Consider the following 13,160-nt stretch of genomic DNA (forward strand, 5'->3'; position numbering starts at 1 on the left):
CCTTTGTCAGTGTGAAAAAGTTTGCCTCATAGACTCTCTTTAAATGCTCATTTTTTAGCAGAATTCAAGAAGTTTGGCAGTTGATCGAACATTTTACTGAAGGTAATGACAGCTTCTTTTTCTTCTTCGTTTTATGTGCAGCCTTTCATAAAGAGTATTTTTGTCTCCAAGAGCTTCAACTGTGATGATTGGAAATTGAACATTTTTCCCACCTAATGACGCATTGATTAGCATCTTTCAACTCTTTGTCCTAATTCGAGCTGTCTGACGTAGAGAATGAACGGAAATACAGCTCTACATGATCTTTTGCTCTAGCTCAACTATTTTTGAGAAAGTTTGGCTGGCTTCATTGTTCGCTTCCGCCTCAAAGATACTCTTAAGTTCATGCGATTTATTGAGCAATGGGTCCATGTTTCCTATTTCATTTCAATCAAATCTTTTCATATAACAGAGAGAGCATACGGTTTCAAAGGGGAGAAGCCCTCGCATCAGTTCCAACCTTTATTGGCGAAGAAACGTATCTATCATTTAGAATCAGTGTAAATAAACACAATTGCCGGAGCCAGAGGAACTGAATGCAGCGGTTCGAACGGTGATGTCATTTAATCGACTTGGTTAATTAAACAAAAAACAATCTGCACATGCTCCAGCTTCGGGCTTCTGATTCGATTTCCAGCTTCTTGTAATTGAAAGCTGCGAAAAAAGGAATATTATTTTTCATGATGTAAGCAAATTTCGACATAATTTTAAAGCTGCTCATTATATGTTATGGTTAGGATGTTTTTTAAAATGAAGGCACTGGAGGATGAATAACGATGCGAGCTGTTCAACCGGTATTGTCTCTAGAAGAAAAGCAATTGCTTGTCGCAATTTTGTTTCGCAACCATTTTGCGATTGAATTGGTTGTGAGCGAAATCAATGATATTGAATGCGGAAAAAAAGAGTTTGATTTATGTACATACAAAAAATTAGTGGAGCTTTATGACAAAATCCGTTCGCATACGTAACCTGTATCCTTGTGAGGACCAGTTTTTGAGTGTGAGAGGCATCTGAACGATGCTCTTTGCAAGAGCATCGCTTTTCGCAGAAATGTAAGTTTATCGCGTGATAAAACGCTTACATAATGATATCATAAAATAGGAAGTTTCTTTTTGGTAAATGGAACACATTTTCCAGATCATATGTTATGATTAAAATGAAATGTCAAAGTGAGAGGAAGAAACGAATGACAAAAGTTTTTTCTGAAGAATTTACAAATATTTCGATTAAAGATTTGATGATACCTGCAGACAAAGTGGCTCATGTCCAAATGGGAAATAACTTAGAGCATGCATTATTAGTGTTGACGAAAACAGGCTATACAGCTGTTCCGGTTTTGGATGCTCAATATCGCTTGCACGGGCTGATTACGACGAATTTGATCATGGATTCAATTTTAGGATTGGAACGAATCGAATTTGAGCGTTTGCAAAATATGAAAGTAGAAGAAGTAATGAACAAAGATGTTTCCAGATTGAATGTATCGGATGATTGGATGAAGGCGCTGAAGCTCGTTATTAATCATACGTTTGTATGTATAACGAATGAGGACGGTGTTTTAGAGGGGATTTTTACAAGAAGGGTCATCTTAAAAAAGCTCCATAAACAACTAATGATATTAAATTCCAGGTTTCCCAAATAAAAACGCCCTTGCCGGCGTTTTTATTTCATATTGGCTCAATAGTTTCGAATCCATCCAACCTTCAAATAATGAAAATATAGATATTGTTTTTTTGGAAAGCAATTGAACGAATGCGAATGCTATGGCAAAATGAATTCATGCTTACAAACGATTGAAAGTGATTTTCAAATGAGGTGATCGTGATGAAAGAGGCGCTTATTGAAAAAGATAGGGGGAAACTAGACCATAAAGAAACAAAGCGTCCGTTCGTTTTAGCTGCCGTCATGCTGGCGATGTTTATGGCTGCAGTTGAGGCAACGATCGTTTCCACAGCAATGCCTGCCATTGTCGCAGAAATTGGCGGTTTTTCAAAATATAGCTGGATTTTTTCTTCCTATTTATTAATGAATTCCGTAACGATTTTAATATATGGTAAATTGGCGGATTTGTTTGGAAGAAAACCGATTTTTGCTTTTGGCATCATTATTTTTTTAATTGGCTCTGTGCTTTGCGGTCTCGCCGATTCGATGGAAACTTTAATTATATACCGTTTTATACAAGGGATTGGAGCCGGAGCTGTGATGCCAGTCGCCACAACAATTGTCGGCGATATTTATACAGTAGAAGAAAGAGCCAAAATACAAGGATATTTGTCCAGTGTATGGGGAATTTCTGCAATAATCGGTCCCGTTTTAGGTGGCTTGTTCGTTGAGTACATAAGCTGGAAGTTTGTATTTTGGGTGAATGTTCCTTTAGGCATTTTATCAATGGCAGGAATCGGTCTGTTTTTGAATGAACGCATTGATAAGAAAAAGTCGAGCATTGATTATGCAGGCGCCATGTTCATGCTTATTGCGATCAGCTTGTTGATGGTCGTCCTTGTCGAAGGAGGAGTCCGCTGGTCTTGGACTTCCTGGGAGGTTGCGGCGTTATTAGCTGTTGCATGCTGCTTCTTTATATTGTTTATTTTTCAGGAAAATCGGGCCGATGATCCGATGATGCCGCTTTCGCTTTGGAAAAATCGCTCCATTTTGCTTGCGAATGTAACGTCCTTGACGACCGGGATGATGCTTATGGGCATTTCCACCTTTTTGCCGACATTTGTGCAAGGTGTTATGGGAAAATCGGCAATGGTGGCTGGATTCACGCTGACAACGATGTCAATCGGATGGCCGATTGCTTCAACAGTAGCGGGGAGGATTTATTTAAAAGCCGGCTTTCGTGCCACATCAATTTTAGGAGGCATTTTTTTATTGGCCGGCAGTCTTGTCTTTGTTATGCTTTCAGCAGATGACGGACCTGTTCATGCTATGATCGGCTCTTTTTTACTCGGCGTCGGAATGGGGCTGACATCGACCTCGTTCATTGTATCGATTCAATCGGCAGTTGATTGGAAAGAACGCGGAATTGCCACCGCCACCAATATGTTTATGCGAAATCTCGGCAACACCGTCGGCGCCGCTTTGCTCGGCGGGATTTTAAACAGCAAGCTGCAAACATATTTGGAGGAGCATAGTGCTGGAAAAAACTTAAACATTGATTCGGCCAACAACCTATTGAATCCAGAATCAGATCTTTCCGGTCCTATAAAAGAGGTTCTTGAGTCTGGTTTGAGCATTGCTCTTCACCATGTTTATTTCGTCGTCTTTTTATTAGCAATTTTGAGCGTTCTTTTTATTTTCTTTCTTCCGAAGAGAGAATTAAAATGAATGTTTTTTGCTAAACTTGTTATGACGGAAAAGCAAAAATATTTTATAATGTTTTTGAACTATTGAATCCACTAAGGAAAGGGTTTAGCGATGCAAATTTCGGAATTGCAAATCCTTGTGACTTTGTCTGAAGAAAAAAATATGAGAAAAGCGGCTGACCGACTTTTTGTTTCCCAGCCTGCTTTGTCGCAGCGTCTTCAGTCGATCGAAAAAGCATGGGGATTTAAAATTTTTTTGCGCTCACAAAAGGGATTGACTCTTACACCGGCAGGAGAAAAAGTTGTCCAGTTTGCAAAAGAAATGATTGAAAAGGAAGAGAAGGTAAGAGAGGAAATCTCTGTTTTGGAAGGAGAAGTGTACGGGACGTTAAAGCTTGCAGTGGCATCCATAATCGGCCAGCACTGGCTTCCAAAAGTTTTGAAAAAATATGTACAAAAATACCCTCAGGCGGAAATTTCACTTATAACCGGGTGGTCAAGCGAAATATTAAAATGTTTATATGAAGATGATATTCATATCGGAATCATACGCGGAAACCCTGATTGGAAAGGGTTTAAACAGCATTTGCTGGAAGATACTTTGTATTTAGTTGACACAGAAATTCAAAGCATCGATGATTTAGTACACACAGAGCGGCCTTTTATTCAATTTAAAAGTGATTCTACATACTATCAAGAAATACAAGAATGGTGGCACAGGCAATTTAAAAACCCGCCAAAAAGGACAATTGTCGTTGATCAGATCGAGACGTGCAAGCAAATGGCGTATCATGGTATCGGCTTTGCGATTTTGCCTTCTGTCAGCATTGATGAAAAGGATGGTTCGATCTTTCGACTGCCGCTCATTGATCATGAAGGAAAGCCGATTAAAAGGGATACTTGGTTGATCGGGCATGAATCATCGTTAAAGCTTAAACAAGTGCAGGCGTTTATGGAAATCGTCCATCAATTTATTAATGAATGATAAATTTGCTTGTCAATTGATTCTTTTCTTTGATACAGTAATGGGGGTACAGAAAAACAGAGAGGAGTATTACGATGAAAATGATGGATGCAAACGAAATTATTTCATTTATACAAAACAGTAAAAAAACGACTCCTGTAAAAGTTTATGTAAAAGGTCAATTAGAAGGAATCAACTTTGGAGAACAGTCCAAAACATTTATTACTGGAAACACAGGCATCATCTTTGGAGAATGGTCTGAAATTGAACAAGCACTAGCAGAAAACAAAGATAAAATTGAAGACTATGTTGTTGAAAATGACCGCCGGAACTCAGCGATCCCGCTTCTTGATTTAAAAGGCGTAAAAGCGAGAATTGAACCAGGTGCAATCATCCGTGATCAAGTGGAAATCGGAGATAATGCGGTCATCATGATGGGGGCAGTGATCAATATCGGCGCCGTCATTGGTGAAGGAACGATGATTGACATGAATGCAACATTGGGCGGTCGTGCAACGGTTGGTAAAAACTGCCACATTGGTGCCGGAGCGGTTTTAGCTGGTGTAATTGAGCCGCCTTCTGCAAAACCTGTCGTAATCGAAGATGATGTTTTGATCGGAGCAAACGCCGTCATTTTAGAAGGTGTAAGGGTAGGAAAAGGCGCGGTTGTTGCAGCTGGTGCTGTTGTAGTGGAAGATGTTGAACCGTACACAGTTGTTGCAGGTGTTCCTGCGAAAAAAATTAAAGATATTGACGAAAAAACGAAAGCGAAAATTGAAATTAAGCAAGAATTGCGGCAGCTCTAAATTCGAAGCGTGGACAGCGTCCACGCTTATCCTTTAGGAGGGGACTCATATGAATAAGGATGCGCTTATTGCCATTCGCCGTGATTTGCATAAAATACCTGAACTCGGATTTCAAGAACATAAAACACAAAAATATTTATTAGATTATATTCATTCGCTGCCGAACGAAAGGCTTGAAGTGAAAACATGGAGAACAGGTATTTTCGTGAAGGTCCATGGAACAAATCCTCGAAAAATGATAGCCTACCGGACAGATATTGACGGATTGCCGATTGAAGAAAAAACGGGGCTTTCATTTCAATCAGAACATCCAGGCTTGATGCATGCTTGCGGTCACGACTTTCATATGACGATCGCTTTGGGGGTTTTAACTCATTTCGCCTATCATCCGATTCAAGATGATCTGCTATTCATCTTTCAGCCGGCAGAAGAAGGGCCTGGCGGTGCAGAGCCGATGCTAAACAGCGAGATTATGCAACAATGGATGCCGGATATGATCACTGCGCTTCATATTGCTCCGGAGCTTCCGGTTGGAACTATCGGAATGAAGCCTGGACTACTTTTTGCTAATACGTCCGAGTTGTTTATCGATTTAACCGGGAAGGGAGGCCATGCCGCTTTTCCGCACACGACACATGATATGGTCGTCGCTGCTTGCTCCCTTGTCACCCAGCTGCAATCCATCGTTAGCCGCAATATAGATCCTTTGGATAGTGCTGTAATTACCATTGGAAAAATTGCAAGCGGCACGATACAAAATATAATTGCGGATCACGCCAGATTGGAAGGAACGATTCGCACATTTTCTGTCGAATCGATGGAAAAAGTGAAAAAGCGGATTGAAGACATGGTCAAAGGTATAGAAATCGGCTACCAATGCAAAGCAGAAATTGACTGGGGTTCGATGTATTATCAAGTGTGGAATGATGAAGCGTTATCAAAAGAATTTATGGAGTTTGTCCAGAATGAAACAGAAGTTCAACTCCACGTATGCAAAGAAGCGATGACTGGGGAAGATTTCGGCTATATGCTGGCGAAAATTCCGGGATTTATGTTTTGGCTTGGAGTTGATTCTCCTTACGGCCTTCATCATGCGAAGCTTTCACCAAATGAACAAGCAATCTTTAAAGCGGTCGATCTTATTTGTCAATATTTTGAATGGAAAGGCAATAAATAGAAGATTCATAGCCTCCTGCATAAAGCAAGAGAAAAAAATTAGAAATACGTTCTATACAAACACGAAGTCATAATTAAAAAGGAAAGGGGATGAGAGATCATCCTCTTTCCTTTTGCTGCTCGTTCTTATGAATCATCACTTGATGAGGGAACGGAATTTCGATGCCGTTTTCATCAAGCACTTCTTTCAGCCGTTTCCGGAGCTTTCTTTCAACAGCCCACTGCTCCATGTTTTTCGTTTTGGCGATGATGCGGATAATCACATCAGACGTGCCGAAATTTTGCACGCCTAAAACGTCCGGACCCTCCACAACCTCTTCAGTTTCTTTTGCAAATTGGTCGCAAGCTTCTTGAAGAATGGACATGACCCGATTTAAGTCTTCATTATACGATATGCTGATATCAACGAGGGCTTGCATATTTCCTCTAGAATGATTGGAAAGGCCGACAATCTGCCTGTTTGGAACATAATGCAATGTGCCGTCAAAGCCTCGGATTTGCGTCGTTCGTAAACCGACAGCTTCCACAATGCCTGAATAATTGCCTGTAGTGACATAATCTCCAACATCAAGTTGTTTTTCTAGGAGAAGGAAAAATCCTGTCACAACATCGCTGACGAGCCCTTGAGCTCCAAAGCCGATCGCAAGACCAACAACCCCAGCCCCGGCTAAAAGCGCTGTGACATTGTAGCCAAACACTTGAAAAACGGTAACAATAAAAATGAAAAACAGGGCATAATGAAAGAAATTCAAAACTAATGTTTGCAGCGTTTTAGCCCGCGTGGTGGAAATTTCCTTCCGATTCTCAAGCCCCTCAAACATTTTGTGAATAATTTTATTGCCGATTGATTTGACGATAATATATGCAATGTAAATTCCAATAAGCTTGGCCAAAACTTCTCCTGATTTTAAAGCCAGATCAGCCCAATCAATAGATTCAAAAAAGTTCAAAACCATTTCCCCTTTCTTTTCAAGCCAATCATTTGGTTATTTGACGGGATCGTGTTAAACTGAATGTACAGTTGAAAGTTTAGCATAGAAAAAGGAATTTTCAATGATTGTTACATTTTTTTAATGATAGCGGCGAAAATTGGAAATAGTATTATTGTTCTCTTCACCGCAATGAAAATGTAAAACAAATTATTTAAATTAATTATTACTTAAAATTGACTAAAATTTTGTTGTTATATATAATAGTAATCGGAGGAAGGATATTGAGAAAATACTCAATTCATTCTCATTTGTTTTTGAAGGAAACGATCAAAAAGTTTCCTTTAAAATAAAATTTTAAAATGGAGGGTTACATAATGGCAGAGCGTTTGGTTGGTAAACAAGCTCCACGTTTTGAAATGGATGCCGTTTTGCCAAACAAAGAGTTTGGTAAAGTAAGCTTGGAAGAAATCATGAAACAAGGAAAATGGACAGTTCTTTTCTTTTATCCAATGGACTTCACTTTCGTTTGTCCAACTGAAATCACAGCTATTTCTGACCGTTATGAAGAATTTGAAGATCTTGATGCAGAAGTGATTGGTGTATCAACTGACACAATTCACACACACTTAGCTTGGATTAAAACTCCTCGCGAAGAGAACGGTTTAGGCGATATTAAATATCCGCTTGCAGCAGATACAAATCATCAAGTATCAAGAGACTACGGCGTTTTAATCGAAGAAGAAGGAGTTGCTCTTCGCGGATTGTTCATCATCAATCCAGAAGGCGAACTTCAATATCAAACAGTATTCCATAACAACATTGGCCGCGATGTTGATGAAACATTGCGTGTACTTCAAGCGCTTCAAACTGGCGGACTTTGCCCAGCAAACTGGAAGCCTGGTCAAGAAACGCTTAAAGTATAATGAAGCTTTTCATTCAAAGGGCCTAGCAGTACGTTAGGCCTTTTTTCAAACGATTATTTTTTTGATATTCATTCTTCAAGGAGGAAGCGGAAATGAAATTACGTGAGCCAATGCCTGAATTAGTCGGAGCAACAACTTGGCTGAATGGCGAAGTAACGAAAGAGCAATTAATCGGTGAAAAACCAACATTAATCCATTTTTGGTCAATCAGCTGCCATTTGTGTAAAGAAGCAATGCCGAAAGTAAATGAGTTCCGCGATCAATATAAAGATAAACTGAACGTAGTAGCTGTTCATATGCCTCGCTCCGAAAAGGATTTAGATATTGATGATATTAAAAAAGTAGCGGAAGAACACGGGATTACGCAACCGATCTTTGTTGACAACGAACATAAATTAACCGATGCTTTTGAAAATCAATATGTACCTGCATATTATGTTTTTGACAAAAACGGCATTCTTCGCCACTTCCAAGCAGGAGGAAGCGGAATGAAAATGCTGGAAAAACGTGTTAATCGGGTGTTAGCGGAAACAGAAAACGCTGAATGATTCAACCATCTGCAAAACATTGCAGGTGGTTTTTCATTTTAGAAAAATACCTTTCCGGCTTTGAAAGGACTTGTTTTTATTGCTTCGAAGCTTTCAAAAGATAAGCATCTCCATTTACCATTCATCTGACATCCTTTTTCCAGCTCTCAATCCTAAAGAAATGATTCACATTCCAAATCACAACATGCTATAATAAATGATGCTAGTTTGAACAAAAAGGAGCATAGGTGGATGGCAAAACAATCACAAACTTTTTCCATTATGAATCTATTAAAGGTGCTTTTGGCTGTCATCGTTATCCTTTTCCTATTTTATTTGCTTGCATTTAACGACGTCGTCGTGCGTTTTATATCTCTGCTATTAAATGGATGTTTAGTTGTTCTCGCCTTCCTTGTCTATCGGAAAATAGACTATATGATAAAGATGAAAGAAGAACGAAAAGAGCCTATTCAAAACGAAAAGCTGCCTGATGAAACAGAAATGGCGCGAAAAGAACAGCAATTAAATAAACTGGAGCTTGATAAAACGCAATTGTTGGAGGAGCTATTAACAAAAGCCGGTATCGAAGAGGAAGAAAAACAAAAGTACCGAGCCAAAATTAGAGAAAAAGAGGATGAAGCTTCAAAGCTTCAACAAGAGCTAGCATTCATGAAAGGCCGGATTGCCAACTTGATTTTAAAAAGAGATCCTGAGATCGAGCGGATTGTCCTGCTGCTTGATGCAGATTTTATATTAAATCATTCGTTAGTGGAAATTAATCAAAGGTTTCAGGAAATTAGCGGCAGTTTTTCTGAACAATCGATCGAGCATTTGAAAAAGGCTAATTATATTGATCAACATTTGCAATTTACTCGAATTGGTTATCGTGAATTATTAAAGACAGCAAAAAGAATCAATTAACCGTTAGCTTGTATTTTTCTATATTTTATGATTTAATGAAATTAAATGAAAATTTCATAATATTAACATACCACTAGGGGAGCCGAAAGGCTGAGAAAGGCGTGTGCCTTGACCCTTTGAACCTGATCTAGATCATACTAGCGTAGGGAAGTGGTGCAGTAATATCGAAACCTGTCTATGGGTTTTGTATATACTTGCCCGTTCCCTTATATTGGGAACGGGCTTTTTGCATTACAAGGCTGGTTGGCAAACCATTTTTCAAAACAAAATGTTAAGAAAGGGGAGACAACGTGTTACAAACGCTATTTCAGCAAATTGATGAAAGGGAAGAAGAACTTCTGAATCTTCTAAAAACACTCGTATCGTTTGAAACGCCAAGCCCTCCGGCAAGAAATGCAAAAGAGGCTCAAAAGTATGTCGCCTCATATTTGGAAGACATCGGCTTTTCCATTGATCAATGGGATTTATATGAACAAGATCCAGTCGTAGTAGGAACGAAAAAAGGAAAAGATCCAGAAAATTACCACAGTTTAATTATTAACGGGCATATTGATGTCGCTTCAATCGAAGAGGGAGAAGAATGGCTAACGCCTCCTTTTGAGGCAACGGTTAAAGGGGATTACATATATGGACGCGGTGTAGCGGATATGAAAGGGGGAATGGCTGCCAGTCTGTTTGCATTAAAGCTGCTGCAAGAAAACGGCATTGAGCCGGGAGGGGATATCATTTTTCAGTCCGTCGTCGGTGAAGAAGTAGGCGAAGCAGGAACAAAATCGTGCTGCGACCGGGGATATCGAGCTGATTTTGCCATCGTTGTCGATTCAAGCAACTGTGAAATACAAGGGCAGGGCGGGGTGATCACGGGCTGGATTACAATTGAAAGCCCCGAGACATTTCACGATGGCACGAGAAGACAAATGATTCATGCCGGCGGGAAGCTTTTTGGGGCAAGCGCGATTGAAAAAATGATGAAAATTATTGAAGGACTGCGAGAGCTTGAACAGCATTGGGCAGTGATGAAAACGAGCAAAGGCTTTCCGCCTGGTTCTGCCACAATTAATCCTGCAGTGATTGAAGGTGGAAGGCACGCCGCTTTTGTGGCCGATAAATGTTCCCTTTGGATTACCGTTCACTATTACCCGGAAGAGCATTATGTAGAGGTGATCCGGGAAATTGAAGAACATATCCATCATGTTGCAATGGCTGATCCATGGCTTCGGAAATATCCTCCGAAATTTAAATGGGGCGGCACATCGATGATTGAAGATCGAGGAGAAATTTTCCCAGCTTTTTCATATGACGAACATTCACTCGGAGTGAAAACATTACAAAAAGCACATAAACTGGCATTTAATGAGGAAGCAAAGCTGACGATGTCCCCTACTGTGACAGACGGCGGCTGGCTGAGTGAAGCGGGAATTCCCGTCGTTTTATATGGACCGGGCACGCTTGAAGATGCACACTCGGTGAATGAAAAGCTGTCCATCCCCCAATTAAAAACATTTACAAAATCGCTGATCGCGTTTTTATTTGATTGGTATCAGAAAAAACGATGACAATTACAAAAGCTGCGAAAGGGGTAATTCAAATGTTTACAGACCGATTGTATAAAACTGCAAAACCGATTTGGGAAGCGAGTTACCATCATCCGTTTGTTCAAGGAATCGGCAATGGGACGCTGGATATCGACAAATTTCGCTTTTTTATGGAGCAGGATTATCTTTATTTAATCGAATACTGCCGCCTGTTTGCCCTTGGAAGCTTAAAGGCTCACAATCTTCAAACAATGACAGTTTTTGCTGATCTTCTACATTCGACGTTAAAAGTGGAAATGGATTTGCATCGTCAATACGCTGAAAGAATAGGAATAGAGAAGGAAAAATTAGAACAAGTTCAGCCTGCTGCTACAACCGTTGCATATACGAGCTATATGTTAAATGTGTCGCAGCGAGGATCATTGGCAGAACTGGTTGCCGCAGTCCTTCCATGTACATGGAGCTATTATGAAATCGGCACACGCTTACATGAGATTCCTGGTGCCAGTGAACATGAGTTTTACGGCGAGTGGGTAAAAATGTACGCATCAACAGAATTCGGTGAATTGGCAAAATGGCTGAAAGATTTAATGAATGAGCTTGCAGAAGGAAAACGGGAAGAAGAATTGAAATGGCTGGAAGATATTTTTGTCACAACGAGCAAATACGAATATATGTTTTGGGAAATGTCTGAACGAAAAGAAATGTGGCCAATCGAAATCAATTCTTAATATAGGAGAGAATGAACATGAAATTTACTGAAAAAATTCGAACAAAAGCAGATCCGATATGGCAGGCCAGCTTCGATCATCCATTTGTAAAAGGTATTGCCGAAGGGAGTTTGCCGCTGGAGTGTTTTCGTTATTACGTTTTACAAGATTCGTATTATTTAAGCCATTTTGCAAAAGTGCAATCGTATGGAGCGGCAAAAGCAAACGATTTATATACGACATCGCGAATGGCTCAGCATGCACAAGGAACATTTGAAGCGGAATTATCTCTTCATGAAACATTTGCCAAACAGCTGGGAATCACAGAGGAGGAGAAGGCGAATTTTAAGCCGGCCCCAACGGCGTACGCCTATACTTCCCATTTATATCGAGCGGCGATCAACGGTCACTTAGGCGATATTATTGCTGCAATACTTCCGTGCTATTGGCTATATTACGAAATTGGCGAAAAATTAAAAGATGCGAAGCCAAAAGAACCGATTTATCACCAATGGATTGCGGCTTATGGGGGCGATTGGTTTAAGCAGCTTGTCGAAGAACAAATTGACAGGCTGGATGAAATCGCACAACAAACGATAGAAGCCGATCTAAAAAGAATGGAAGAGCATTTTATCATCAGCAGTCAATATGAATTAGCGTTTTGGGAAATGGCTTACCGTTTAGAAAAATGGGAAGTGGAACCAAAAATCAGTCAATAAAGGAGTTTGATCATAATGAAAGGATTAAAACTGACAGACATTCTAGTAACAATTGTTATTTCGATCGTTTTTGGAATTGTTTATAAACTATGGGGACCGCTTTACTATGCGGTCAAGCCGATCGGGCTGCATGTCGACCAGCTCATATACGGTATGTGGTTTATTGCTGCGACGGTCGCCTTTCTTATTATTCGCAAGCCTGGAGTAGCGCTGATAGCGGAAACAGCAGCGGCATCTGCAGAATTTATAACCGGCTCTGAATTCGGCATAGAGGTTCTTCTTTACGGAATCGTCCAAGGACTATTTGCAGAGATCATTTTTGCGATTTTTCGATATAAAAAGTTTAATATCGGTGTTGTCATGCTGGCTGCAGCCGCTTCAGCAGCTGGTTCGCTAATTATGGATCTTTATAAAGGCTATATAGATGACTTAGTATTTTGGAACTTGCTATTATTCATTGGAGCTCGATTGATTGGCTCAATCATTATTGCCGGCGCGTTTGCCTATTATCTAGTGAAATCTTTGGAAGCAACAGGAGTGACTAATTTAGTAAGACCTGCGTCGCATGAAGATTATGACGCACTGAACTAGAGGTGGCAA

Annotated in this window: 14 protein-coding genes and 1 riboswitch; of the genes, 13 read left to right on the forward strand and 1 reads right to left on the reverse strand. The window is 40.0% G+C overall.

What is annotated here, in order from left to right; translation table 11 throughout:
• The first annotated feature begins 815 nt into the window (after positions 1 to 815).
• The 6 genes from abbA to NSU19_RS07705 all read left to right on the forward strand — a co-directional run bounded on the left by abbA (position 816) and on the right by NSU19_RS07705 (position 6,294).
• Positions 816 to 1,007, forward strand: coding sequence for an antirepressor AbbA (abbA, locus tag NSU19_RS07680; protein ID WP_066247994.1), 192 nt, complete (start codon positions 816 to 818; stop codon positions 1,005 to 1,007).
• Positions 1,008 to 1,225: 218 nt separating this feature from the next.
• Entirely contained in the window at positions 1,226 to 1,681 is a 456-nt protein-coding gene (cbpB, locus tag NSU19_RS07685; protein WP_063386842.1) for a cyclic-di-AMP-binding protein CbpB, read from the forward strand.
• Between the two features lie 182 nt (positions 1,682 to 1,863).
• Positions 1,864 to 3,369: an MDR family MFS transporter gene (locus NSU19_RS07690; RefSeq protein ID WP_339199633.1), complete on the forward strand. Its 1,506-nt coding sequence runs from the start codon at positions 1,864 to 1,866 to the stop codon at positions 3,367 to 3,369.
• Between the two features lie 90 nt (positions 3,370 to 3,459).
• Complete coding sequence (locus NSU19_RS07695) at positions 3,460 to 4,332, forward strand: LysR family transcriptional regulator (protein ID WP_063386844.1); 873 nt, start codon at positions 3,460 to 3,462, stop codon at positions 4,330 to 4,332.
• 74 nt (positions 4,333 to 4,406) lie between these two features.
• Positions 4,407 to 5,117: a 2,3,4,5-tetrahydropyridine-2,6-dicarboxylate N-acetyltransferase gene (gene dapD, locus NSU19_RS07700; RefSeq protein ID WP_063386845.1), complete on the forward strand. Its 711-nt coding sequence runs from the start codon at positions 4,407 to 4,409 to the stop codon at positions 5,115 to 5,117.
• 49 nt (positions 5,118 to 5,166) lie between these two features.
• Positions 5,167 to 6,294: an N-acetyldiaminopimelate deacetylase gene (locus tag NSU19_RS07705; RefSeq protein ID WP_117016835.1), complete on the forward strand. Its 1,128-nt coding sequence runs from the start codon at positions 5,167 to 5,169 to the stop codon at positions 6,292 to 6,294.
• 97 nt (positions 6,295 to 6,391) lie between these two features.
• On the opposite strand, the gene NSU19_RS07710 is transcribed toward NSU19_RS07705, so the two are convergent.
• The gene (locus NSU19_RS07710) at positions 6,392 to 7,249 is read right to left on the reverse strand and encodes a mechanosensitive ion channel family protein (protein WP_066248002.1); all 858 of its coding nucleotides are present in this window, start codon (positions 7,247 to 7,249) and stop codon (positions 6,392 to 6,394) included.
• Between the two features lie 350 nt (positions 7,250 to 7,599).
• Between NSU19_RS07710 and NSU19_RS07715 the strand changes: the two genes are divergently transcribed.
• The 7 genes from NSU19_RS07715 (at position 7,600) to NSU19_RS07745 (ending at position 13,151) form a co-directional block, all read left to right on the forward strand.
• Positions 7,600 to 8,148: a peroxiredoxin gene (locus tag NSU19_RS07715; RefSeq protein ID WP_063386848.1), complete on the forward strand. Its 549-nt coding sequence runs from the start codon at positions 7,600 to 7,602 to the stop codon at positions 8,146 to 8,148.
• Between the two features lie 92 nt (positions 8,149 to 8,240).
• Positions 8,241 to 8,696: a TlpA disulfide reductase family protein gene (locus NSU19_RS07720; protein WP_063386849.1), complete on the forward strand. Its 456-nt coding sequence runs from the start codon at positions 8,241 to 8,243 to the stop codon at positions 8,694 to 8,696.
• Positions 8,697 to 8,927: 231 nt separating this feature from the next.
• Entirely contained in the window at positions 8,928 to 9,596 is a 669-nt protein-coding gene (locus NSU19_RS07725; RefSeq protein WP_339199637.1) for a hypothetical protein, read from the forward strand.
• A gap of 65 nt (positions 9,597 to 9,661) precedes the next feature.
• A riboswitch (TPP riboswitch) is annotated at positions 9,662 to 9,762 on the forward strand.
• A gap of 124 nt (positions 9,763 to 9,886) precedes the next feature.
• Positions 9,887 to 11,152, forward strand: a complete 1,266-nt coding sequence (locus tag NSU19_RS07730) for an acetylornithine deacetylase (protein WP_311067163.1) — start codon at positions 9,887 to 9,889, stop codon at positions 11,150 to 11,152.
• Between the two features lie 32 nt (positions 11,153 to 11,184).
• Entirely contained in the window at positions 11,185 to 11,862 is a 678-nt protein-coding gene (tenA, locus tag NSU19_RS07735; RefSeq protein WP_063386916.1) for a thiaminase II, read from the forward strand.
• A gap of 17 nt (positions 11,863 to 11,879) precedes the next feature.
• Complete coding sequence (tenA, locus tag NSU19_RS07740) at positions 11,880 to 12,560, forward strand: thiaminase II (protein ID WP_339199642.1); 681 nt, start codon at positions 11,880 to 11,882, stop codon at positions 12,558 to 12,560.
• Between the two features lie 15 nt (positions 12,561 to 12,575).
• Entirely contained in the window at positions 12,576 to 13,151 is a 576-nt protein-coding gene (locus tag NSU19_RS07745; RefSeq protein WP_063386853.1) for an ECF transporter S component, read from the forward strand.
• Positions 13,152 to 13,160 lie beyond the last annotated feature (9 nt).

This window comes from Aeribacillus sp. FSL k6-2211 (assembly GCF_037966125.1).
GTDB lineage: Bacteria > Bacillota > Bacilli > Bacillales > Aeribacillaceae > Aeribacillus > Aeribacillus composti.

Excerpts from the sequence above, each read along its gene's own strand:
- abbA (WP_066247994.1), top strand. The coding sequence starts at position 816 with ATGCGAGCTGTTCAACCGGTATTGTCTCTAGAAGAAAAGCAATTGCTT.
- cbpB (WP_063386842.1), top strand. The coding sequence starts at position 1,226 with ATGACAAAAGTTTTTTCTGAAGAATTTACAAATATTTCGATTAAAGAT.
- NSU19_RS07690 (WP_339199633.1), top strand. The coding sequence starts at position 1,864 with ATGAAAGAGGCGCTTATTGAAAAAGATAGGGGGAAACTAGACCATAAA.
- NSU19_RS07695 (WP_063386844.1), top strand. The coding sequence starts at position 3,460 with ATGCAAATTTCGGAATTGCAAATCCTTGTGACTTTGTCTGAAGAAAAA.
- dapD (WP_063386845.1), top strand. The coding sequence starts at position 4,407 with ATGAAAATGATGGATGCAAACGAAATTATTTCATTTATACAAAACAGT.
- NSU19_RS07705 (WP_117016835.1), top strand. The coding sequence starts at position 5,167 with ATGAATAAGGATGCGCTTATTGCCATTCGCCGTGATTTGCATAAAATA.
- NSU19_RS07710 (WP_066248002.1), bottom strand. The coding sequence starts at position 7,249 with ATGGTTTTGAACTTTTTTGAATCTATTGATTGGGCTGATCTGGCTTTA.
- NSU19_RS07715 (WP_063386848.1), top strand. The coding sequence starts at position 7,600 with ATGGCAGAGCGTTTGGTTGGTAAACAAGCTCCACGTTTTGAAATGGAT.
- NSU19_RS07720 (WP_063386849.1), top strand. The coding sequence starts at position 8,241 with ATGAAATTACGTGAGCCAATGCCTGAATTAGTCGGAGCAACAACTTGG.
- NSU19_RS07725 (WP_339199637.1), top strand. The coding sequence starts at position 8,928 with ATGGCAAAACAATCACAAACTTTTTCCATTATGAATCTATTAAAGGTG.
- tenA (WP_063386916.1), top strand. The coding sequence starts at position 11,185 with ATGTTTACAGACCGATTGTATAAAACTGCAAAACCGATTTGGGAAGCG.
- tenA (WP_339199642.1), top strand. The coding sequence starts at position 11,880 with ATGAAATTTACTGAAAAAATTCGAACAAAAGCAGATCCGATATGGCAG.
- NSU19_RS07745 (WP_063386853.1), top strand. The coding sequence starts at position 12,576 with ATGAAAGGATTAAAACTGACAGACATTCTAGTAACAATTGTTATTTCG.